Source organism: Streptomyces sp. NBC_01244, from assembly GCF_035987325.1.
GTDB lineage: Bacteria > Actinomycetota > Actinomycetes > Streptomycetales > Streptomycetaceae > Streptomyces.
In genome coordinates, this window is sequence record NZ_CP108488.1 from 5,946,270 (window position 1) to 5,969,118 (window position 22,849).

The window sequence follows — 22,849 nt, forward strand, 5'->3', positions numbered from 1 at the left end:
CCACCACGGCGCAAACAACGGCCGCCCCTCCCGTCCGGGAGGGGCGGCCGTCGCCGTGTGCGGGGGCGTGTCCCGCCCGTCAGTGCGGCAGCGTCGCCGGGGAGCCGCCGTTGGCCTCGTAGCCCGCCACCGCCAGGGCGCGGTAGATGGCGTACGAGGCGGCCGGGTCCTGGTCCGCGGACCAGGGAAGGGCGCCCACGTAGCCGTCGACGTGGCGGATCTGGTCCATCGCCTCCGCCCAGCGCTCACCGCCGACCAGGAAGAGGATCAGCAGGTGGCGTACGTGCGCCAGCATCGGGTCGTCGGGACGCGCGCTGTGCACCGCGTACAGCGCGCCCTCCACCGCCCGGGTCACGGACGCGCTCTGGTGGAAGCTGCGGATCAGGACGACGTCCGGGACGTGTTCGTACAGGGCGAAGAGGGGGAGCGCTGCCAGCAGGGAGCCCTGCGGGGCGCGGGCCGCGGCGTGGTGGGTGAAGGCGTCGGCCTTCTCGCGGGAGCCGTGCCACTTCTCGCACCAGTAGTTCAGCGCCGCCAGGTGCGCGCCCATGTGCTGCGGCGCCCGGTCGATGATCTTCGCCCAGAGGGCGTCGTACTCGGGCTCCGAGTAGTGCAGCATGCGGGCCACGGACAGCTCGATGATGTACGGGACCGGGTCGCCCGGGGCCAGCAGCGCGGCCTTGTGGCAGGACTCCCGGGCTTCCTCCGCGATGATCCTCACGTCGTCTCCGCCCTCGCTCATGCCCTCCGGGCGCCGCCACATCTGCTGCGCCAGCAGCTCGGCGTGCACCTGCGCACCGCCCGCGTCCTTCGGGGCCTCCAGCCGCCACGCCTTCAGCCAGCGCGCCCCGGCCCCGGGCTCCCGGGAGAGCTCCAGCGCCGCCGAGCCGGCGAAGGCCTGGACGCGCTGCCAGCGCACCTCGCCCTCCCGGGCGGTGCCGGCCAGCAGCTGGGAGGCGGCCTGCCACTGCCCGGTCCGCCGCACGTGGTCGAGGGCGTCCATCAGGTCCGGGTCGGGGCCCGGGATCCGGATGTCGAGCTCCTCCTGGAGGGCGAATCCGTAATCCGCCGGGTCGGCGGCGTCCGGGCTCCCGGGCGTGACCAGGCGCAGTCCGCCGCGCCTGCGCCGCAGGATCGGTCCGACGGCGGCCAAGAGCAGGGCCATCGCGAGCAGGAACCACAGAATCTCCATCCCCCCAGCGAACCAGACACACCCCGGGAATGGCCAATAGGAGGCAAAGGGCGACGCGAAACGGTCTTCCCGTCGGCGCTCGCCGCGGCCCCCTCGACGGGCACCTCCGCAGACACCTCCGCAGACACTTCCGCAGACCCCTCCGCGCACCCCGGAGGCGGGGCCGCGCGGGGCCCGGACGGGGCATAGCATCGGGTTCATGAGCGACGACAGCCACGAGCACCAGAGCTTCGAGACCCGCGCCATCCACGCGGGCAATACGGCGGACCCGCTGACCGGCGCGGTCGTACCCCCGATCTACCAGGTGTCCACGTACAAGCAGGACGGCGTCGGCGGACTGCGCGGCGGCTACGAGTACAGCCGCAGCGGCAACCCGACCCGTACCGCGCTGGAGGAGAACCTCGCGGCGCTGGAGGGCGGCCGGCGCGGCCTCGCCTTCGCGTCCGGGCTCGCCGCCGAGGACTGCCTGCTGCGCACGCTGCTTTCCCCGGGCGACCACGTGGTCATCCCGAACGACGCGTACGGCGGCACCTTCCGCCTCTTTGCGAAGGTCGTCTCCCGCTGGGGCGTCGAGTGGTCGGTCGCCGACACCTCCGACCCGGCGTCGGTGCGCGCGGCCATCACCCCGAAGACCAAGGTCATCTGGGTCGAGACCCCCTCCAACCCGCTGCTCGGCATCACGGACATCGCCGTCGTCGCCGACATCGCGCGGACGGCCGGCGCCAAGCTGGTCGTGGACAACACCTTCGCGTCCCCCTACCTGCAGCAGCCCCTCGCGCTCGGCGCGGACGTGGTCGTGCACTCGCTGACCAAGTACATGGGCGGCCACTCCGACGTCGTCGGCGGCGCCCTCGTCGCCGCCGACGCGGCGCTGGGCGAGGAACTGGCCTACCACCAGAACGCCATGGGCGCGGTGGCCGGTCCCTTCGACTCCTGGCTGGTGCTGCGCGGCATCAAGACGCTGGCCGTCCGCATGGACCGGCACGCGGAGAACGCGGGCAAGATCGCCGAGATGCTGGTCCGCCACCCCAAGGTCCACACGGTCCTCTACCCGGGCCTGCCCGAGCACCCGGGCCACGAGATCGCCGCCAAGCAGATGCGCAACTTCGGCGGCATGATCTCCTTCCGGGTCACCGGCGGCGAGGAAGAGGCCGTCGCGATCTGCGACCGGACCAAGATCTTCACGCTCGGCGAGTCCCTCGGCGGCGTCGAGTCCCTCATCGAGCACCCGGGCCGCATGACCCACGCCTCGGTGGCCGGCTCCGCCCTGGAGGTCCCGGGCGACCTGGTCCGCCTGTCGGTCGGCATCGAGAACGCCGACGACCTGCTGGCCGACCTCGCGCAGGCGCTGGGCTAGTCAGGCCGCAGAACCGCAGAACCGCAGAACCGCAGAACCGCAGGCCTGCAGAGCCCAGAACCGCAAGGCGCAGGCCCGCAGAGCCCGCCGCAACCGGGTCTCCCCGTCCTACCAGGGCGGGGAGACCTCGCTCGAAGGCGTGGACCAGGCGCCGGTCAGCGAGGCCCACACCACGAAGGCCACCACCGCTGCCCACAGCAGGGCCCAGCCGGTCCGCCGAACGGCCCTGCGCCGTCGCAGCAGCCGGTCGCCGCGCGCGGCCGCGCCCGCCGCGAGATCGGGCGGCACCGCCGGGTACGGGCCCTCCAGCAGCCGCCTGACCTGGGCTTCCCGGGGGTCGGGGCGACTCATGCCGCCTCCTTGCGGCGGGCGTCCGGCCCGGGTTTCCCGGGAACCGCTCCGGGACGGGTGCGCAGCTCGCCGACGGCCCGGTCGCACAGGGCCCGTACGCGCTCGGGCGCCAGCCCCAGCTGCGCGGCCGTGACCTCCTCCGCGACCCCTTCGTAGAGCCGCAGCACCACGACGAGCCGCTCCAGCGGGGCCAGCCGCCCGAGCACCCCGCTGCCCCGGTGGTGGCGGCGGCCGGTGCGGGCGAAGGCGGCGCACAGTTCCTGGCGGGTGTAGTCGTACGGGTCGTCCCCGCGCAGGGTGCGCCAGTTCGCGTACGTACGGGCCAGCGCGCCGCCGAGCAGCCCGCGCGCGGCGGGGGCTTCGGCCGCGGCGGTGGCGTCGGACGGGACCGGGGCGCCGGCCGGGCCATCGGCCCCGGTGTCGGCCGTGGCCGTCGGGGGCTCCGCCGTCAGCAGGATCGCGACACGCAGGAGCCGCCCCGCCGCACCCGCGACGAAGGCTTCGAACTCCGCGTAGGGGCCCGGTCCGTGGTCCACACACCACATAGTGCGGCCGGAGGGACCGCCTCGGAAGGGGTCGGGCGTCAGGAGGCGGGGCCGGCCTCGGACCCGGGCTCGGAGCCGGCCGACATCAGCTCGGACAGCGAGACGTTGAAACGCGTCAGCAGACCCGTGAACGCCACGCGCTCCTCCTCGTCCCAGCCGTCCGTCACCCGGGCCATCAGCTCGCGCCGCGAGGAGCGGACCTCCTCCAGCCGCGCCAGCCCGCGCGGGGACAGCGCGAGTACGACGGCCCGCCCGTCCTCGGGGTGCGAGGTCCGCTTGACCAGACCGCTGTCGACGAGCGGGGCGACCTGGCGGGTGACGGTGGAGGAGTCGATGCCCATCCCGCCGGCGAGCGCCTTGACGCCCATCGGGCCTTCCAGGTCGAGCCGGTTCAGCAGCAGGTACGCGGCCCGGTCCATGGAGTTGCGGGCCTGGCCGACCCCGCCCAGGCGGGTCTGCTCGGCGCGCCGGGCGAAGACCGCCACCTGGTGCTGGAGCGCGTCGAGGAGACCGGCTTCGGCGGGCGCGCCGGCCGGCGCGGGCAGGTCGGAACTGGCCGGGGTGGAGGGCATGGCCGTGGGCTCTCTTCGCATGGGGCCGACAAGGATGGGGGACAGAGTACGCGGCCGTGCGGCGGCTCGTACTCCTCGTACAAGAACTGATACGGCAGCGATGAAACGGCGACTACGAGCCGTCCCGCATGGCGAGATATCGCCGCTCCAGGCCCGGCTCCGGGTCCGGCTCCAGGCCCGGCTCCGGGTCCGGCTCCGGCCCGGGGCCCGCCGGGGGTCCGCCCGGCTCCCACACCGCGTCCTTGCGCCCCTCCCGCAACCGTCCGGAGGCCTCCCGCAACCGCCCGGCGGCCCCGCCCCTCACCCGTCCCGCCCAGCGCAGCGGAACGCGCGGCGGACCGGCTGCGAGACTGGCGGCATGAACTACCGCGTGCCGCAGCCCGTCCCGCAGGTCATCCTCGACGACATCCGGGGGGCCCAGAAGATGCTCTCCGGCGTCTCCCGGGTGACCGCGATGGAGGGCAGCCGGTACCTCTCCTCCCTCACCGGCTCCCCGGTCCACTTCAAGTGCGAGAACCTCCAGCGCACCGGCTCCTTCAAGCTGCGCGGCGCCTACGTGCGCATCGCGGGCCTGCGCCCCGAGCAGCGGGCCGCCGGGGTCGTCGCCGCCAGCGCGGGCAACCACGCCCAGGGCGTGGCGCTGGCCTCCTCCCTCCTCGGGGTCCGCTCGACCGTGTTCATGCCGGTCGGGGCGCCCCTGCCGAAGGTGGCCGCGACCCAGGACTACGGCGCCGAGGTGCGGATGCACGGACAGGTCGTGGACGAGACGCTGGCCGCGGCCCAGGACTACGCGGACCGCACGGGCGCGGTGTTCATCCACCCCTTCGACCACCGCGACATCATCGCGGGCCAGGGCACGGTCGGCCTGGAGGTCCTGGAGCAGTGCCCCGAGGTGCGCACGATCCTGGTCGGCATCGGCGGCGGCGGGCTCGCCGCCGGGGTGGCGGTCGCGGTGAAGGCGCTGCGCCCCGACGTCCGGGTGATCGGAGTCCAGGCGGCGGGCGCGGCCGCGTACCCGCCCTCGCTGAAGGTCGGGCACCCGGTGTCCATCGACAACCCGAACACGATGGCGGACGGCATCAAGGTGGGCCGGCCCGGCGACATCCCCTTCAAAATCATTGGCGAGCTGCTCGACGACGTCCGTACGGTGTCGGAGGACGCGCTCTCCAGCGCCCTGCTGCTGTGCCTGGAGCGGGCGAAGATGGTCGTCGAGCCGGCCGGGTGCAGCCCGGTGGCCGCGCTGCTGAGCGAGCCCGAACTGTACGGGGACGGCCCGGTGGTGGCCGTGCTGTCCGGCGGAAACATCGACCCGCTGCTCCTGCAGAGGATCCTGCGCCACGGCATGGCGGCGGCCGGCCGCTACCTGTCGCTGCGGCTGCGGGTGACCGACCGGCCGGGGGCACTGGCCGGTCTGCTGGGGGAGTTGTCAGTGGTGGATGCGAACGTGTTGGACGTGAGTCACGTGCGGACGGATCCGCGACTGGGGCTCACGGAGGTGGAGGTGGAGCTGCACCTGGAGACGAAGGGGCCGAAGCACTGCGCGGAAGTCGCGCGGGCGCTGCACGGCGCGGGGTACAAGGTCATGAGCTAGCAAGCTCACCCCCCGGGGTGACACTCCCCGATCCGGTGGCGAGACGCGATATGACGCGATACGGTGTCGCCCGTTCGGCCGAGCGCGGTCGGCTCGGCGCCCATAAGATTCGCGTAGGAATGTCACGATTCAACCGGTTCGATTCGCACTGGGAGTACCCATATGCCAGGCGCCATCTACGCCGAAGGTCTGGTCAAGACCTTCGGCGACGTAAGGGCTCTGGACGGCGTTGACCTCGATGTACCCGAAGGCACGGTCCTCGGGCTGCTCGGCCCGAACGGCGCGGGCAAGACCACGACCGTACGCGTCCTGACCACCCTGCTCCAGCCCGACAGCGGCAAGGCGGTCGTGGCCGGGATCGACGTCCTCAAGCACCCCAACGAAGTCCGGCGCTCGATCGGCCTCTCCGGCCAGTTCGCCGCCGTCGACGAATACCTCACCGGCCGCGAGAACCTCCAAATGGTCGGCCAGCTCTACCAGATGGGGGCCAAGGCGGCCAAAGCCCGGGCCGCCGAACTGCTGGAGCGCTTCAACCTCGGCGACGCCGCCGACCGCACCGCCCAGACCTACTCCGGCGGCATGCGCAGACGGCTCGACCTCGCCGCGGCCCTCGTCGTCAGCCCGCCCGTGATGTTCATGGACGAGCCCACCACCGGTCTCGACCCGCGCAACCGCCAAGCGCTGTGGGCCATCATCCAGGAGCTCGTCGCGGGCGGCACCACCCTGCTGCTCACCACGCAGTACCTGGAGGAGGCCGACCACCTCGCGCACGACATCTGCGTGGTCGACCACGGCAGGGTCATCGCACGCGGCACCTCCGACCAGCTCAAGGCCCAGACGGGCGGCGAGCGCGTCGAGGTCGTCGTGCACGAGCGCGACCACATAGTCACGGCCCGCGAGGTCCTCGCGGGCTTCGGCAAGGGCGAGACCACCGTCGAGGACCACACCCGCAAGCTGACCGTGCCGGTCTCCGGCGGAGCCAAGCTGCTCGCCGAGGTCATCCGCGAACTCGACGGACGCGGCATCGAGATCGACGACATCGGCCTGCGCCGTCCCACCCTGGACGACGTGTTCATCTCCCTGACCGGCCACGCGGCGGAGCTCACCGCCGAGGAAAACGGAGAGGCCCCCGCCGACGCGAAGTCCGCGAAGGCCGCGAAGTCGACGGGCAGCCGCAAGGACCGCAAGGAGGCGGCGAAGTGACCCTCACCTCCACGACCCCGGAGCGGGCGGCGCCCCGCCCGCGCGGCGGCATCGTCCAGGGGATCAACGACTCGCTCGTGATGGCGAAGCGGAACCTGATCCGCATGTCCCGCATCCCCGAGATGGTCATCTTCGGGCTGATCCAGCCGATCATGTTCGTCGTGCTGTTCAGCTACGTCTTCGGCGGCTCGATGATGATCGGCGGCTCGACCAGCGCCAGCGACTACCGGAACTTCCTGATGGCCGGCATCTTCGCGCAGACCGTCACCTTCGCCACCGCCGGAGCCGGCGCGGGCATCGCCGACGACATGCACAAGGGCCTGATCGACCGCTTCCGGTCGCTGCCGATGGCCCGCGGCGCGGTCCTCACCGGCCGCACCCTGGCCGACCTCGTGCAGACCGCCCTGACCATGGTGGTCCTGGCGATCGTGGCGCTCCTCGTGGGCTGGCGCATCCACGAGGGCGTACCGAAGGCGCTCGCGGGCTTCCTCCTGCTCCTGCTCCTCGGCTACGCCTTCTCCTGGATCGGCGCCCTGATCGGCCTGTCGGTGCGGACCCCGGAGGCCGCCACTTCGGGCGGGCTGATCTGGCTGTTCCCGGTCACCTTCATCTCCAACGCCTTCGTGCCCACCGAGAACATGGCCGGCTGGCTCCAGCCGATCGCGGAGTGGAACCCGTTCAGCGCGACCGTGCAGGCCTGCCGCGAACTCTTCGGCAACCCGGGTGTGTCGCCGTCGGACGCCTGGCCGATGCAGCACCCGGTATGGGCCTCGCTGCTCTGGTCCGTTGTGATCATCGTGGTGTTCCGCACCCTTGCCGTACGCAAGTACCGCTCGGCGACGGCGTAGGCACCGCCCCCCCCGGCACGCCCTCAACACGACGCCCCGCCGAGCGGCAGCCCGGCGGGGCGTCGTAGTGAAAAGAGGTGGAAAAGAAAGGGGGTGATCAGCCGGTGAAGGGCTTGACGTCGAGGATCTTGACCGACGCCTGCTTGCCGTTCGGCAGCTCGTACTGCGCGTCCTCGCCGATCTTCTTGCCCAGCACGCCGAGGCCCAGCGGGGACTGCGGGGAGTAGGTCTCGAAGTCCGAGGACGCGTACTCGCGCGAGGCCAGCAGGAACTCCATGGTGTCGTCCTCGTCGCCGTCGAAGGCGATCTTGACCAGGGTGCCGGGGGCCACCTCGCCCTCCGAGGCGGGAGCCGTGCCGACCTTGGCCTTCTCCAGCAGCTGCGTGAGCTGGCGGATGCGGAGCTCCTGCTTGCCCTGCTCCTCCTTGGCCGCGTGGTAACCGCCGTTCTCACGGAGGTCGCCCTCCTCGCGGGCGGCCGCGATCTTGATCGTGATCTCCGACCGTGCGGGACCAGAGAGGTACTCCAGCTCGGCCTTCAGCTGGTCGTACGCCGCCTGGGTCAGCCAGGTGACGCTCTCGCTCGTCTGGGTCACGGGTGCTCCTCGTCGGTACAGGGACAACAAAGCCGCCAGCGGCGGACGAAACCACGAGCCTAACAATTCGGGAAGAAAAGGGGGAGGACGCCAAGTGTGTGAACTGCGTCAGGTCAGCCCGCGGAACCCGCCACGCGGCAGCCGACGATTTCGATCATCGTGGCCCGACCGGTGGTCTTCAGCGTGACCATCTCGTCCACGCGCCCGCTCTTCTGCGCGAAGGTGAAGTCGGCCCGGCCCACCTCGCCGTGCCCCTCGTCCTGAGAGCTCAGCGTGCACACCCCGGTCTCCGAGGCGCCCTTGCGCACCTCCAAGTGCACCTCGACCGCGGAGTCGGAGACGACCTTGAACTTGATGAGCTCGGCGCTCACGCTCTGCCCGGCCACGTAGTCCCAGCCGATCCAGCCGACCAGCCCCAGCAGCCCGACCCCCAGGACCGAACCGATCACCTTGAGCTTGCGGTCCGCACGCTCGTCCGCCGACCGGCCGTAGCGGCCCTCGGGCAGCTCTTCGCGCACCGCGCTCATCGATCGTTCCCTTCGAGGTGGGCGACGGGCGGGATCCCGGGGAGACCCCCCGGAATTTTTCCACCGCCCGATTCGGTCACTATAGGAGCGCCCGCCCTGACGACTCAAAGAGGATCCTGTCTTGACCGAGCAGCTTCGACTGATGGCCGTCCACGCCCACCCCGACGACGAGTCGAGCAAGGGCGCGGCCACCATGGCCAAGTACGTGTCCGAGGGGGTGTCCGTGCTGGTGGTGACCTGCACGGGTGGTGAGCGCGGCTCCGTCCTCAATCCCAAGCTCCAGGGCGACAAGTACATCGAGGAGCACATCCACGAGGTGCGCGCCAAGGAGATGGACGAGGCGCGCGAGATCCTCGGCGTCGACCAGGAATGGCTGGGGTACGTCGACTCCGGGCTCCCCGAGGGCGACCCGCTGCCGCCGCTGCCCGAGGGCTGCTTCGCCCTCGCCGACGTCGACGAGGCGGCCGGCCGCCTGGTGAAGAAGATCCGTGCCTTCCGGCCCCAGGCCGTCACCACGTACGACGAGAACGGCGGCTACCCGCACCCCGACCACATCATGACCCACAAGATCACGATGGTGGCCTTCGACCACGCGGCCGACACCGAGAAGTACCCCGAGGCCGAGTTCGGCCCGGCGTACCAGCCGCAGAAGCTCTACTACAACCAGGGCTTCAACAAGCCGCGCACCGTCGCCCTGCACGAGGCGCTGCTCGCCCGCGGCCTGGAATCCCCGTACGGCGAGTGGCTGGAGCGGTGGAAGGAGTTCGAGCGCAAGGAGCGGACCCTGACCACCCACGTCCCCTGCGCCGACTTCTTCGAGATCCGCGACAAGGCGCTCATCGCCCACGCCACGCAGATCGACCCCGACGGCGGCTGGTTCCGCGTCCCGATGGAGATCCAGAAGGACGTCTGGCCGACGGAAGAGTACGAGCTCGCGAAGTCCCTTGTGGACACTTCCCTCCCCGAGTCCGACCTCTTCGCGGGCATCCGGGAGAATGCGTAGCTATGAGCGCTACGCACGAAGCAATCGCCCAGCTCCTCCCGCTGGCCGGCGACACCTTCGACAAGAACAAGGTGACCCCGGGCCTCCTCGGATTCGTCGTGTTCGCGGCCCTCGCCCTCGGGGTGTGGGGCCTGATGAAGTCGATGAGCCGCCACATGGGCCGGGTCGACTTCAAGGAAGCCCCCGAGCCCACCCCGACGGAGGGCACGCGCGCCCCGTAGGGGCGGCGACCCCGGTAGGGGACCCGGTACGGGTCCCCGTGCGACCGACCGCCGCCGCGCCGAAACCGGTGGGGCGGCGGGCCTTCGCATGTGCATGATCACCGACCGCGGGCCGTACGAGGAGCATGCCTGGCAGCCGCAGGCGCCGGCCGGGTGCGGTGGCGGCGGCCAGTTCGGTGGTGGCGGCTGGAGCGGTGGCGGCGGCTAGTGCGGTGGCAGCGCCACCGGGACGCCCATGATCTCCCGCGAGTGCAGGTTCGGTACGAGCGACAGCCGCCACGCCTGCCAGCCCTCCGCCGGGTCCACCCCGCGCGCCAGGATCACCGTGTAGGACTCCAGACAGTCCTCCAGCCGCCCGTCCCGCATCGGATGTGGGGCCGCCGCCAGCCGCGCCAGCTCCGTCCGCGCCTCGTCCGGGGCCTCCGGCAGCGCGTACGGCAGGAGCGTGCAGCGCAGGAAGCGCGCCCAGTCCTCCCCGCGCCGGTCCCCGTAGGAGATGAACAGCCGCACCGCCTCCTCGCACAGGTCCACCGCCTGTGCGGTCCGCCCGTTGCCCGCGTCCACCACCGCCAGCTCCAGACAGGTCCAGGCCTCCCCGTGGGCCAGCCCGATCCGCCGGAAGTCCGCCCGCGCGTCCACCAGCAGCTGGCGGGCGAAGCCGGAGTTCCTCAGGTTCCCCGTCTGCGCCGCCCGCTGGTCGCGCGTGACCCGGCCCGAGTGGTGGCGGGCGTGTGCCAGCCCGTACACGTCCCGCATCCGGGAGAACATCGTGCGGGCCCGCTCCAGCTCCCGCACCGCCCGGTCCCGTTCCCCGGCCTCCTCCAGCGCCTGACCCAGGTAGTACAGCGTCCACGCCTCGCCGCGCGCGTCCTCCGCCTCCCGGTGCCGGGCCAGCGCGTCCCGCAGCCGGTCCAGCGCCGGCCCCGGATCCCCGTCGACCACCCGGGCCCGGCCCAGCTGGGTCAGCGCCCACGCCTGGCCGCGGTCGTCGCGCGTGCGCCCGTACAGCTCCAGCGCCAGCCGCAGCTCCGCCTCCGCGCGCGGCACCTCGCCCAGGCGCAGGTACACCTGGCCGAGCTGCAGGTGCGCCCAGGCCTCGCCGTGCACGCTCTCGCTCTCGCGGTGCAGACCCAGCGACTCGCGCAGCAGCCGCAGCGCCTCCGCGAGGTGCGCGCGGTCGCGTTCCACCGCGCCGAGCGCGTGCAGGCCCCACGCCCGGTCGCCCGCCAGCTCGTCCGGGGCCTGGAGCACCAGCGCCTCGCGGATGCGGGCCGATGCCTCGGGGAGGTTGCCCTGGTGGTGCAGGGTGATGCCGAGCGAGACCAGCGCCATGCCCGCGCCCGCCTCCTGCCGGGCCTCCTTGTACTGGTCGACCAGCGAGGTCAGGGTGGTGCGGGACTTGTCCAGCTCACCGAGCTGGCGGGCCGCGATGCCCGTGCGCCACTGCACCGAGCGGACCAGCAGGCCCTGGTCGACGGCCTGCGTCAGCTCGTTGATCTCACCGAGCCGGTACAGGTCGCCGCGCAGCAGGCAGAAGTCGCAGAGCGCGCCCAGCAGGTCCAGTACGGCCTGCTGGTCCACCCCCTCCGAGTGCCGCAGCGCCGCCGTGATGAAGCTCGACTCGTCGTCCAGCCAGCGCAGGGCCGCGTCCAGGGAGACGAACCCGTGCCCGCCGACCGTGCTCGCCTTCGACAGGGCGTTCGCCCGCGTGGACATCTTCCCGTCGACCATCCGGATCACCGAGTCCGCGAGCTGCGCGTACGTACGGATCAGCCGCTCGTGCGCCGCCGCCGCGCCGGCCCGGTCCTCGTCCCGGGCGAGGCGCGCGGCCGCGTACGCGCGCACCGCGTCGTGCATCCGGAACCGGTCCCCGCGGACGTGGTCCAGCAGCCCCGCCCGCGCCAGCTCGCGCAGCAGCCGCCCGGCCTCCACCTGGTCCGCGTCGATCAGCGCCGCCGCGGCCGCCGCCCCCAGCGAGGCCCGGCCCGCCAGCGTCAGGCGGCGCAGCAGCCGACGCCGCTCCTCGGGCAGGGCGGCGTAGGCCAGGTCCAGGGCGGCCTCCAGGGAACCGCCGGCCCCCGGGGACTCCCCGACGGCCCCGAGGGGGGCCAGCACGCGCAGCGCCAGCGGCAGGCCGGCGCCGAGCGCGAGCAGCGCGCGTACGGTCTCCTCCGGGTACGGGTACGGGGCCGCGGGCGCGGCCACGCCTGCGGCTGCACCCCCACCCCCACCCCCACCCGCACCCGCGCCGGTGGGCGGCTCGGCCCCTCCGGCACTCGCCCCCGCGGCACCCGTCCCTCCGGCACCCGCGGCCGCCCGGTCCGAGCCGCCCGAGCCGCCCACCGGGTCCGCGCCGGCCGCCCTGACCAACTCCGCGCCGGCCTCCTCCGTCAGCCTGGTCACCGGCAGCTGGTACACCCAGGCCGCGAGCTCGGCGGGCAGCTCCAGCGGCTCCCGGGCCGTGACCAGGACCAGGCTCTCGGAGCGCTCGGGCACGAGCATCCGTACCTGCGCGGCGTCCACGGCATCGTCCAGGACCACCGCCACCGGGGTGCCCTGCACATGCTGGTGGTACAACTCGCCCAACCTGCGCACCTGTTGCTCCGCCGACGAGCCCTCGCGGAACAGCAACTGCTCACGGGGCGCGCCGAGCCGGTTCATCAGGTGCAGCAGCGCCTCACGGGTCGGCAGCGGACTCTCGGAGGCGCCGCCGCCGCGCAGGTCCACCACGCAGGCACCCCTGAACTGGTCCCGCAGCCCCTGCGCCGCGTGCAGCGCGAGCGTGGTGCGGCCCACCCCGGGCTCCCCGTGCAGCACCACGACCACCGGGCGGGTCTCCGTGCTCGCCCGGGCGCTGTGCACCCATTGGGCGATCCGGGCCAGCTCGGCCCGGCGGCCGACGAACACACCTTCCAAAGCCGGGAGTTGGCCGAAAGACTGCTCCAGCATGGCCCGCCGCCGGGCCTCGGCGCTGCGATTGGCGCCGCGCAGCTGGAGGGCGGAGCCGCCATTGCCCGTCCCGTTCACCTTGTGCGGGGCGTTCGACGCCGCGGCCACCTTGCGCTGCTGCTCCAGGAAAGGGCGTATCCCGCGCACCTCCAGCGCCGTCAGCCATTGCAGCTTGAGCTGCTCCGCACCGCCCGGCCGACCCGCCTCCCCGGCCCGCCGGTTCGCCGCCGGCAGGTGCAGGGCGGTCACCTTGGCCACCGTCGCCGTCGCCCCGGCCACGCCCACCACGGCACCGGTGGTCAGCGCCGTACCGACCGCCACGCCGAAGGCCAGGTCGGCCACGATCGCGGCGGCGGCCGCGACCCCCGTGACCAGCGACGCGGTCGAGGTGTTCGCCCGCCGGAAGGCCTCACCGAGCGACTCGTCCCCGGCCGCCGCCTCGTCCAGGGCGCGCGTGTACGCCTCGTACTCGGTGGCCGCGCTCGCCGCGAGCGCGTCCAGAGCCTGCTTGCCGCGAGCCAGCAGCACCGCCCTGGCCTCCGCGGTGCCCGCGGCCCCGCCCGCTCCCCGCCGGGACTCCTCCTCCACGGCCCGCCCCAGCAGCCGCTCGGCCTCAACGCGATGACTGTCCCGCATCGGCATCCCCCTCAGAGAGCTCCGGCATGGTGCGACAAGTGTCCTTCGGTACGGTCGCGAGCGCGAGGGAATCTGAGCTAGTTCAGAGGGAGTTGGCTATCAACCGTTCGCATAGGGTGGCCGCGTGAGCAGACGCTGGGGCGCTTCGGGACCGTGCGCGGCGCTGGCGGCCCTGCTGCTGGCGGTGGCCGGCTGCGCGCTCCTGCCGGAGGAGCAGGTTCCCGAACGCGGCTTCCGACTCCGCTACGAGAAGCCGGTGGCGGCCGACAAGGACAGTGCCCGCTTCGTGGAGACCTGGCAGCTCCCCGAGTTCACCCTCGCCGAGCTCAACTCCTACGTGGACCTGCCGTACCCGGTCACCCTCGTCGCCAAGTCCTGCCACGGCGAAGGGACCGGCTACGACCCGGACGCCCGTCGCATCGAGCTCTGCTACGACGACGTGACCGAGGAGCGCGAGCGGCTCGGCGACGAGGATCTCTCCGAGGTGGTCCGCGAAACGATCTTCCACGAGGTCGGCCACGCCCTCGTCGACGCCCTGGACCTCCCGGACGAGGGCGCCCGGGCCGAGGAGGACGCCGCCGACCGCTTCGCCCAGGTGGCGCTCCTGACCGGCGACCCCGAGGGCGACCAGACCCTGCTGGCGGCGGCCCGGGCCTACGACCTTTCGGCCGCCGAGGAGGACGCCCCCGACCCCACGGACGAACACGCCCCGGACGCGGCCCGAGCGGAATCCCACCGCTGCGCGGTCTACGGCGCCTTCCCGGCCCGCCACAAGAACCTGTCGACCCCGGCCCGCGCCGCCTGCGCCACCACCTGGACCCACACCCGCGACACCTGGACCCACGACCTGGCCCCGCTCCTGCGGCACTGACCGATCGGTGACGGAAGCGACCGGCCGCCCCGTGGAGGGCGAGCGCCGTGCCTCAGCCCGTGTACTCGCGCAGAACCTCGATCATATTGCGGAGCATCGGTATCGCCGCGTCGCCGACCTTGTCCTTGTCGTTGAAGTGCATCAGCTCGTTGCGGACCTCGCGCAGCTCGTCGAGGCGGTCCGTGAATGCCTTTCGGTCCAGCCTCCAGTTGAGCTTCTCCCACTGCTTCGGATTGCTCAGGACCTGCTGGTAGTCCCCGTAAGAGAGTTTGTCGAAGGAGCTGAGGGCGCGGCGTCCGTCGCCGTCGCACAGAGCGATCACCTCCGCAAGGTCGAGCCTTTCCGAGATGACTCGGCGCAGCATCCGGTCGAGGTCGCCGATGAGCATGAAAGGCCGGGCCGTAGAGCCGTATTCGGCGGCCAGGTCGGCGACGGTGATGATGCCGGCGATCCGGTTCGTTTGGTCCTTGACCAGGAGGAAGCCGAACTGTGCCAGATAGGGCAGGACGTCGATCAGGTGGTCGGCGTAGCTGACCGCGTGGGCTTTGACGATGGCCCGGGAGAAGGGGGCGTCGCCGTCCGCGTAACGGGCCAGCGCGATGGATTCCCAGGTGACGGCCCCTTGGAGGTTCCGAGGCCCGTTCAGCACCGGTAGTTGCGAGTACCCGTTGAGCCGCATCTTGGTGAACGCCTCCTCGAAACTTGCCGAGGAGGTGAGTGATTCCACCCCCTTGAGTGCCGAGGGGAGGTTGCCGACCGTCTGCCCCTGGCCCGGTTCGTCCTCACCGTCGGAGGCGGTGGGTCCCGGGGCGCCGGTCATCCTCGCCTCCTCCCACCCCGTTGCCGGCTTCTGCTGCGGTGCTGCCTCCGGTTCGGCCGTTGTCTCCAGCTCGGTCATCGGCCCGGTCAAGCCCTCGGTCTCGGTTTCGGTCTCGTCCTCGACGTTCACGGACGGCCCGGTCAGGGTGACCCGGTCATCGAGCCCCACGGCCGCGAAGTCCGGCACGGTGGACAGGCCGTGGTTGGCCAGCTCTGCGGCCACCTGCACGCTGACCAGGTAGCCGCGCCGGGAAGCCCCCCACCAGCCCAGCAGGTCCCGGACGGTGAGGGTGATCGGAGCGTCCGCGTCGGCTTGTTTCCGGGCGTTCTTCAGGTGCGCGTGGCGGGTGGCGGTGCCGCCGGCAGCCAGTCCGCCGGAGGGCGGCTGCTCTGCCACCGTGTCCAGCAGTTCCTGCCGCAGAACGTCCAGCAGGGGGCCACCGTCCACGGCCCAGGACGTCCAGCCGTCGAAGGGTCCCCGTCCCGTGGCCGCGGCGGCCGCCGTGGAGGGGGAGTTGAACCGCTGGCCGTCGGGCAGCTCGATCCTGCCGTCAGCGGTCACGCGGGCCGGATACACCTTCCCCGATCGCTTGCGCCGGAAGACGAGATCGGTCCCCGCGGCCAGAAGCCCGGCATCGACCAGGTCCGAAACCAGTACCCGCCGGCCCTCGAACCGATAGACGGCCCGCCCGGCAGATTCTTCCTCGCCGTCGCCCACCGTGGAATCCGTCATCGATGTTCCCCCTCGAAACCGTCCCCGCCCCGGAAGGATCTGCTCGTCGAAGAGATCCCTCCCGTGGCGCCGAGGATAGGGGACGGCCGGTTCCGGGGCGGCGCCGGTCTGCCTTGGGTCTGCCCGCCTGTGCCGCGGACGGCTCCCGTAGCCCTCGTGCGGCAGGATGGCCCCATGCCGAACCGCCTCGCGAACGAGACCTCGCCGTACCTGCTCCAGCACGCCGACAATCCCGTCGACTGGTGGCCCTGGTCCCCGGAGGCCTTCGCGGAGGCGCGGGAGCGCGGGGTGCCGGTGTTGCTCAGTGTTGGCTATTCGAGCTGCCACTGGTGCCATGTGATGGCCCACGAATCCTTCGAGGACGAGCTGTCCGCCGCCTATCTCAACGAGCACTTCGTCAACGTCAAGGTCGACCGCGAAGAGCGTCCCGACATCGACGCCGTCTACATGGAGGCCGTGCAGGCCGCCACCGGGCAGGGCGGGTGGCCCATGACCGTGTTCCTGACGGCCGACGCCGAGCCCTTCTACTTCGGGACCTATTTCCCGCCCGAGCCCCGGCACGGGATGCCCTCCTTCATGCAGGTGCTCGAAGGCGTGCGCACCGCGTGGGTCGGGCGGCCCGAGGAGGTGGCGGAGGTCGCGCAGCGGATCGTACGGGACCTCGCGGGGCGGCAGCTCGACTACGGGAAGGCCGGCACCCCCGGGCCCGAGGAGCTCGCGCAGGCGCTGCTCGGCCTGGTGCGGGAGTACGACTCCACGCGTGGCGGGTTCGGCGGGGCGCCGAAGTTCCCGCCGTCCATGGTGCTGGAGTTCCTGCTGCGCCACCACGCCCGGACCGGGTCCGAGGGGGCGCTGGAGATGGCGGCCGATACGTGTGAGGCCATGGCGCGGGGCGGGATCTACGATCAGCTCGGGGGCGGGTTCGCGCGGTACTCCGTGGACCGGGAGTGGGTGGTGCCGCACTTCGAGAAGATGCTCTATGACAATGCGCTGCTCTGCCGGGTCTATGCCCACCTGTGGCGCACCACCGGGGACGATCTCGCGCGTCGGATCGCGCTGGAGACCGCCGATTTCATGGTCCGTGAACTGCGCACGCACGAGGGCGGCTTCGCCTCCGCGCTGGATGCCGACAGTGAGGACCCGGAGACCGGGAAGCACGTGGAGGGGGCCTACTACGCCTGGACTCCCGCCCAGTTGCGCGAGGTGCTGGGGGAGGAGGACGGGGACCTGGCCGCCGCCTGTTTCGGGGTGACGGAGGAGGGGACCTTCGAGCACGGGACGTCCGTGCTCCAACTGCCCGCGCAGGGGCCGGACATCGGTGACGAGCGGCTCGCCGGTTTCAAGGAGCGGCTGCTCGCCGCGCGGCAGGCGCGGCCCGCGCCCGGCCGGGACGACAAGATCGTCGCCGCGTGGAACGGGCTGGCCATCGCGGCCCTCGCCGAGTGCGGGGCCTTCTTCGACCGGCCCGATCTGGTCGAGCGGGCCACGGAGGCCGCCGATCTGCTCGTACGGGTTCACTTCGACGCGGCTGCCGGAAGGGCCCGGCTCGCGCGGACCAGTCGGGACGGGCGCGTCGGGGTCAACGCCGGGGTGCTGGAGGACTACGGGGACGTCGCGGAGGGGTTCCTGGCGCTGGGGGCCGTCACCGGGGAAGGGGTCTGGCTGGAGTTCGCCGGGTTCCTCGTCGACCTGGTCCTGGACCGGTTCACCGCCGAGGACGGCTCGCTGTACGACACCGCGCACGATGCGGAGCAGCTGATCCGGCGGCCGCAGGACCCGACCGACACCGCGGCCCCCTCCGGCTGGACCGCCGCCGCCGGCGCGCTGCTCTCGTACGCCGCGCACACCGGTTCGCAGGCGCACCGTACGGCGGCCGAGCGGGCGCTCGCGGTGGTGCACGCGCTCGGGCCGCGCGCTCCGCGCTTCATCGGGCACGGGCTGGCGGTCGCGGAGGCGCTGGTCGACGGGCCGCGCGAGGTCGCCGTGGTCGGTCATCCGGAGGATCCGGCGCGGGCCGAGCTGCACCGGGTCGCGTTGCTGGGGACGGCGCCCGGGGCGGTGGTGGCGACGGGTCTGCCGGGGGCGGCGGACGGCAGTGGCGGGGAGTTCCCCCTTCTGGCCGAGCGCACGCTCATGCACGACCGCCCCACGGCGTATGTGTGTCGACATTTCGTCTGCGCGCGGCCTACGACCGATCCGGTCGAGCTGGCGGAGCAGTTGGGGACGGTTCGTCCCTGAAAGCGCTGGAGTAGCGTCAATTCCGCTTGGCTGAAGGTCACTTCGGCAATGCGGTTTTTAACTGGAAAGCGCCTGAACGTCATGTTCGGTGCTTAGTCTCGTGACTTCGGAGTCACCGATCGGTCACTGAGAGCGCCCTCGGGCGCCAGTGGAGCGCGCACCGGGGGTTGCGCACGCGGGGGGAGTCGGGGACGGGGCGGGGCGGCGGGCTGGGGAGCCCGCCGCACGCGCCCGTTCCCGGGGGGTTGGGGAATCGCCGCTTGGGGTTGCGGCATGTCTGTGGGGGGCGCTTTGTTCATATCCGTGTTCATTTGTGTGGTATCGCTCGCGCTCTTCTGGATGGCGGCGTTCACGCTCTGGTGGCAGATGCACGCCTGGCGGACGCCCGAGACGCTCGCCTCGACACGGTTCGACCGCCCCGACGGCGGCGGCCGGCTGGCCTTCTCCCTGCTCCTGCCGGCCCGCCACGAGCAGGCGGTCCTGGAGCACACCATCGAGCGGCTCCTGGAATCGAGCCACCGTGACTACGAGATCATCGTGATCGTCGGCCACGACGACCCCGGGACCGCTGAGGTGGCCGAACGCGCGGCCGCCCGCGCGCCCGGTCTCGTACGGGTCATCACCGACCACCACGAGGTCAAGAACAAGCCGAAGGCCCTCAACACCGCCCTCCCGCACTGCCGGGGCGACATCGTCGGGGTCTTCGACGCCGAGGACCAGGTCCATCCCGAGCTGCTGTCCCACGTGGACCACGCCTTCCGCGCCACCGGCGCCGACGTGGTCCAGGGCGGGGTCCAGCTCATCAACTTCCACTCCAGCTGGTACAGCCTGCGCAACTGCCTGGAGTACTTCTTCTGGTTCCGCTCCCGGCTGCACCTGCACGCCGAGAAGGGCTTCATCCCGCTCGGCGGCAACACCGTCTTCGTGCGCACCGAGGTGCTGCGCGAGGCCGGCGGCTGGGATCCGAACTGCCTCGCCGAGGACTGTGACCTGGGCGTACGGCTGTCCTCCGTCGGCAAGAAGGTGGTCGTCGCCTACGACTCCGACATGGTGACCCGCGAGGAGACCCCGGGATCCCTGGTCAGCCTGCTCAAGCAGCGCACCCGCTGGAACCAGGGATTCCTACAGGTCTACCGCAAGAAGGACTGGCAGCAGCTGCCCGGCCGCGGCCAGCGCTGGCTGGCCCGCTACACGCTGATGACCCCCTTCATGCAGGCGACCTCCGGGGTGGTCATCCCGGTGAACTTCGCCGTCGCCGTCTTCCTCGACGTGCCCGTCGGCGTCGCGATCGTCACCTTCCTGCCGATGATCACCGCGATGGTGACCTTCGTCTTCGAAGTGGTCGGCCTGCACGACTTCGGCCGCCAGTACGGGCTGCGGGTGCGCTTCACGCACTACGTCAAGCTCGTGGTCGGCGGCCCGTTCTACCAGGTGATGCTGGCCGGCGCCGCGATCCGCGCGGTCTGGCGCGAGCAGCGCGGCCGCAACGAGTGGGAGCTCACCAGCCACACCGGAGCCCACCTCGCTACAGCGACAGCGACCGCTACAGCGACCGCGACCGCGACAGCGACCGTGTCCGCGTCCGGTGAAGCCCCGAGCAGCCCGAACACCCTCACCCGAGAGGACAGCCCCCGGTGACCGCCACCCTGCCCACGGCCACTGATGCCGCGCCCGGTTCGACCGCCACCGCCACCGCGCCTGCCGCCACCGCCGATGCCGCCCTCATCCCGCGCCAACGCACCGGCGGCCTCGGGGTCCGACCCGCCGCGCCGGTCCGGCCGCTCGTCCGGTTCCGTTCCTCCCGCCCCGATCTGCTGCTGTGCGGGGCGCTGCTGCTCGCGATCCTGCTCGTACAGGGCTGGAACATCACCAACTTCCCGACCCTCAGCGACGACGAGGGCACCTACCTCGCGCAGGCCTGGGCCGTCCAGCAGGGCAAGGGGCTGGCCCACTACACCTACTGGTACGACCATCCTCCGCTCGGCTGGATCCAGATAGCGGGCCTGACCTACCTGCCGTCCCTGTTCGTACCCGACTCGATGACCGTCGCGCCGATGCGGTTCTCGATGCTCGCGGTCTCCGCCGCCAGCTCGGTCCTGCTGTACGTGCTCGCGCGACGGCTCTGGCTGCCGCGCTGGGCGGCCGGGCTCGCCATGGGCCTGTTCGGGCTCTCCCCGCTCTCCGTCGTGCTGCAGCGGGAGATCTTCCTCGACAACATCGCCGTGATGTGGATGCTGCTGGCCTTCTGCCTGGCCGCGTCCCCCAGCCGCCACCTCTGGCACCACTTCGCCTCCGGACTGGCGGCCGCCACCGCCGTGCTGACCAAGGAGACGATGCTGGTGGTGCTCCCGGCGCTGCTGGTGACGATGTGGCGTCACAGCCACCGGGACACCCGTAAGTTCGCCGTCACCGGAGCCGTCACCGCCTGTGTGCTCATCGGGGTGACGTATCCCCTGTACGCGCTGCTCAACGCCGAGCTGCTGCCCGGCTCCGGCCACGTCTCCCTCATCGGCGGGATCGTCTACCAGATGGGCCGGGCCGGTTCCGGCTTCATCCTCGACCCCGGCTCCGGCTCGCACGGGGTCTTCGAGTCCTGGCTGTACTACGACACCGTGCTGCCGCTCGGCGGTCTGGCCGGTGCGGTGCTGCTGCTCGCCACCATCCGGTGGTCGGTCACGGCCCGGGCGCTCGCCGGTCCGGCGCTGGCCGTGGTCATCCTCGCCCTCGTCGCCCTGCGGCCCTCCGGCTACCTCCCGGCGATGTACGTGATCCAGGCGCTGCCGTTCCTGGCGCTGGTCCTCGCCGGGGGCGCGGCCAGCGTCACCCACGCCGTGCTGCGCCGCCGCCGCGTGCCGGGGGAGCGGCGGGCCCTGGCCTACGGGCGGTGGGCGCTGATCGGCGTCCTGGCCGCCGCGGCCGTCGTGTACCTGGTCCCGCGCTGGTACGACGGCAACCGGACGGCGCTGACGGTCGACGCGAACGCCCCGTACCGGCAGGCCGCGGCCTGGCTCGGGCGCGAGGTGAGCGAGCCCGCCACGACCCGGGTGCTGGTCGACGACGCGCTGTGGCTGGACGCGGTCCACCACGGGTTCGCCCCGGGGCTCGGGGCCATCTGGTTCTACAAGGCCGACCTGGACCCGGCGGTCACCAAGACCCTGCCGGGCGGCTGGCGGGACATCGACTACGTGGTCTCCTCGCCGACCGTCCGGCGCGACGCTGCGCAACTGCCCAATGTGAAGGCGGCGTTGGAGCATTCGACGCCGGTCGCCGTCTTCGGCACGGGCGAGGACCGCATCGAGATCCGGCGCACGGACGCCTCGACCCGCACCGATCCCACCACCCGCACCGATCCCACGGTCCGCACCGTCAACGGGAGTTGATCCGGCATGAGCGAAGACCTGTGGGCTCCGCACGCCCCGCACGCCCCGGATGCCCCGCACCTGCCGGAGGCCGCCGTCGAGGCGCCCGCCCCGGGCAGCGTCACCCTCATCATCCCGACCTTCAACGAGGCCGGGAACATAGCCGAGTTGCTGAGCAGGCTGGCCCTGGCGCTGCCCGCGCACCTGCCCTGCTCGGTGCTGTTCGTCGACGATTCCACGGACGACACCCCGGCCGTCATCGAGAAGGCCGCCCTGGAGTGCGCCTTCCCGGTGGCGGTCCTGCACCGCGAGACCGCCACCGGAGGGCTCGGCGGGGCGGTGGTGGAGGGGATCGCGCGGGCGGACACGGACTGGATCGTCGTCATGGACGCCGACCTCCAGCATCCGCCCCACCTGGTCCCCGAGCTGGTCGGGGAGGGGGAGCGCACCGGCGCCGACCTGGTCGTGGCCTCCCGGTACATCGCCGGGGGCAGCCGGGCCGGGCTCGCCGGGAGCTACCGGATCGCCGTCTCGCGCGGAGCGACCTGGCTGACCAAGGGGCTCTTCCCGCGGGCCCTGCACGGGATCAGCGATCCGATGAGCGGGTTCTTCGCGATGCGCCGCTCGGCCGTCACGCAGGAGGCGCTGAAGCCGCTGGGCTACAAGATCCTGCTGGAGCTGGCCGTGCGCTGCCGGCCGGCGCGGGTGGCCGAGGTGCCCTTCGTCTTCCAGGACCGCTTCTCGGGGGAGTCCAAGTCCACCGCCCGCGAGGGCCTGCGGTTCCTGACCCACCTCGCCTCGCTGCGGTCCGCGACCCCGCTGGCCCGCATGATCGGCTTCGGGCTGGTCGGGCTCTCCGGCTTCGTCCCGAACCTGGCCGCGCTGTGGATGCTCACGCACACCGGGATGAACTACCTGCTCGCCGAGGTGGTGGCGAACCAGGCCGGGGTGCTGTGGAACTTCCTCCTCATCGAGACCCTGCTGTTCCGCGACCGGCGCCGCCACCGCCGCTGGGCCGACCGGTTCGGGCGTTTCACGCTGTTGGCCAACGCCGATCTGCTGCTGCGGATCCCGCTGATCGCGGTGTTCGTCGGCACCTGGGGCTTCGGCGTCCTGTCCGCGACCGCGCTCGCGCTGGTCGTCACCTTCGTCCTGCGTTTCGCGGCGACGGAGGCGCTCGTCTACCTCCCGCGCAAAGCGGGCCGTACGCACACGAGTTGAGCCGCACGAAGGGATGAT

19 protein-coding genes are annotated in these 22,849 nt (G+C 72.1%); 11 read left to right on the forward strand and 8 right to left on the reverse strand.

The genetic code is table 11. From position 1 onward, the window contains the following. Window positions 1-79: 79 nt before the first annotated feature. Window positions 80-1,192, reverse strand: a complete 1,113-nt coding sequence (locus OG247_RS26945; RefSeq protein ID WP_327254635.1) for a hypothetical protein — start codon at window positions 1,190-1,192, stop codon at window positions 80-82. 199 nt (window positions 1,193-1,391) lie between these two features. Here OG247_RS26945 and OG247_RS26950 point away from each other — a divergent pair, with 199 nt between their 5' ends. After that, a complete protein-coding gene (locus tag OG247_RS26950; protein WP_327254636.1) occupies window positions 1,392-2,549 on the forward strand; it encodes a cystathionine gamma-synthase in 1,158 nt (385 codons plus the stop codon). A gap of 108 nt (window positions 2,550-2,657) precedes the next feature. On the opposite strand, the gene OG247_RS26955 is transcribed toward OG247_RS26950, so the two are convergent. Genes OG247_RS26955 through OG247_RS26965 form a run of 3 tightly spaced genes read right to left on the reverse strand, consistent with a single transcriptional unit; the run spans window position 2,658 to window position 4,017 of the window. After that, the gene (locus OG247_RS26955) at window positions 2,658-2,900 is read right to left on the reverse strand and encodes a hypothetical protein (protein ID WP_327254637.1); all 243 of its coding nucleotides are present in this window, start codon (window positions 2,898-2,900) and stop codon (window positions 2,658-2,660) included. Next, window positions 2,897-3,436 (reverse strand): sigma factor-like helix-turn-helix DNA-binding protein, encoded by a 540-nt coding sequence (locus tag OG247_RS26960; RefSeq protein WP_327254638.1) that lies wholly within the window; start codon window positions 3,434-3,436, stop codon window positions 2,897-2,899. Before OG247_RS26960 ends, OG247_RS26955 begins: the two co-directional genes overlap by 4 nt. Window positions 3,437-3,483: 47 nt before the next feature. After that, the gene (locus tag OG247_RS26965) at window positions 3,484-4,017 is read right to left on the reverse strand and encodes a MarR family winged helix-turn-helix transcriptional regulator (RefSeq protein WP_327254639.1); all 534 of its coding nucleotides are present in this window, start codon (window positions 4,015-4,017) and stop codon (window positions 3,484-3,486) included. Between the two features lie 358 nt (window positions 4,018-4,375). On the opposite strand from OG247_RS26965, the gene ilvA reads away from it, so the two are divergent. The 3 genes from ilvA to OG247_RS26980 all read left to right on the forward strand — a co-directional run bounded on the left by ilvA (window position 4,376) and on the right by OG247_RS26980 (window position 7,659). Continuing rightward, window positions 4,376-5,608, forward strand: coding sequence for a threonine ammonia-lyase (ilvA, locus tag OG247_RS26970; RefSeq protein ID WP_327254640.1), 1,233 nt, complete (start codon window positions 4,376-4,378; stop codon window positions 5,606-5,608). Between the two features lie 162 nt (window positions 5,609-5,770). Further along, window positions 5,771-6,811, forward strand: coding sequence for an ATP-binding cassette domain-containing protein (locus OG247_RS26975; RefSeq protein WP_327254641.1), 1,041 nt, complete (start codon window positions 5,771-5,773; stop codon window positions 6,809-6,811). Next, window positions 6,808-7,659 (forward strand): ABC transporter permease, encoded by an 852-nt coding sequence (locus tag OG247_RS26980; RefSeq protein WP_327254642.1) that lies wholly within the window; start codon window positions 6,808-6,810, stop codon window positions 7,657-7,659. The genes OG247_RS26975 and OG247_RS26980 overlap by 4 nt, the downstream gene beginning before the upstream one ends. 97 nt (window positions 7,660-7,756) lie before the next feature. Here OG247_RS26980 and greA read toward each other — a convergent pair whose 3' ends face one another. Beyond that, window positions 7,757-8,254 (reverse strand): transcription elongation factor GreA, encoded by a 498-nt coding sequence (greA, locus tag OG247_RS26985; RefSeq protein ID WP_327254643.1) that lies wholly within the window; start codon window positions 8,252-8,254, stop codon window positions 7,757-7,759. 113 nt (window positions 8,255-8,367) lie between these two features. Then, on the reverse strand, window positions 8,368-8,781 hold the full coding sequence (locus OG247_RS26990) for a DUF4307 domain-containing protein (RefSeq protein WP_327254644.1): 414 nt from the start codon (window positions 8,779-8,781) through the stop codon (window positions 8,368-8,370). 121 nt (window positions 8,782-8,902) lie between these two features. Here OG247_RS26990 and mca point away from each other — a divergent pair, with 121 nt between their 5' ends. Beyond that, a complete protein-coding gene (mca, locus tag OG247_RS26995) occupies window positions 8,903-9,784 on the forward strand; it encodes a mycothiol conjugate amidase Mca (RefSeq protein ID WP_327254645.1) in 882 nt (293 codons plus the stop codon). A gap of 2 nt (window positions 9,785-9,786) precedes the next feature. Then, entirely contained in the window at window positions 9,787-10,005 is a 219-nt protein-coding gene (locus OG247_RS27000) for a hypothetical protein (RefSeq protein WP_327254646.1), read from the forward strand. A gap of 204 nt (window positions 10,006-10,209) precedes the next feature. On the opposite strand, the gene OG247_RS27005 is transcribed toward OG247_RS27000, so the two are convergent. Continuing rightward, on the reverse strand, window positions 10,210-13,590 hold the full coding sequence (locus OG247_RS27005; RefSeq protein ID WP_327254647.1) for a tetratricopeptide repeat protein: 3,381 nt from the start codon (window positions 13,588-13,590) through the stop codon (window positions 10,210-10,212). Window positions 13,591-13,714: 124 nt separating this feature from the next. On the opposite strand from OG247_RS27005, the gene OG247_RS27010 reads away from it, so the two are divergent. Beyond that, window positions 13,715-14,461: a DUF4344 domain-containing metallopeptidase gene (locus OG247_RS27010; protein ID WP_327254648.1), complete on the forward strand. Its 747-nt coding sequence runs from the start codon at window positions 13,715-13,717 to the stop codon at window positions 14,459-14,461. 52 nt (window positions 14,462-14,513) lie between these two features. Here the strand turns inward: OG247_RS27010 and OG247_RS27015 are convergent, their stop codons facing one another. Next, window positions 14,514-16,013, reverse strand: coding sequence for a CBS domain-containing protein (locus OG247_RS27015; RefSeq protein ID WP_327254649.1), 1,500 nt, complete (start codon window positions 16,011-16,013; stop codon window positions 14,514-14,516). Between the two features lie 174 nt (window positions 16,014-16,187). On the opposite strand from OG247_RS27015, the gene OG247_RS27020 reads away from it, so the two are divergent. The 4 genes from OG247_RS27020 (at window position 16,188) to OG247_RS27035 (ending at window position 22,831) form a co-directional block, all read left to right on the forward strand. Then, complete coding sequence (locus tag OG247_RS27020; protein WP_327254650.1) at window positions 16,188-18,251, forward strand: thioredoxin domain-containing protein; 2,064 nt, start codon at window positions 16,188-16,190, stop codon at window positions 18,249-18,251. A gap of 291 nt (window positions 18,252-18,542) precedes the next feature. Next, window positions 18,543-19,889 carry a glycosyltransferase gene (locus OG247_RS27025; protein ID WP_327254651.1) on the forward strand — a complete coding sequence of 449 codons (1,347 nt, stop codon included), beginning with the start codon at window positions 18,543-18,545 and terminating at the stop codon, window positions 19,887-19,889. Between the two features lie 86 nt (window positions 19,890-19,975). Then, window positions 19,976-21,631: an ArnT family glycosyltransferase gene (locus tag OG247_RS27030; protein ID WP_442813659.1), complete on the forward strand. Its 1,656-nt coding sequence runs from the start codon at window positions 19,976-19,978 to the stop codon at window positions 21,629-21,631. A gap of 6 nt (window positions 21,632-21,637) precedes the next feature. After that, entirely contained in the window at window positions 21,638-22,831 is a 1,194-nt protein-coding gene (locus tag OG247_RS27035; RefSeq protein WP_327254652.1) for a glycosyltransferase family 2 protein, read from the forward strand. The last annotated feature ends 18 nt before the right edge of the window (window positions 22,832-22,849 follow it).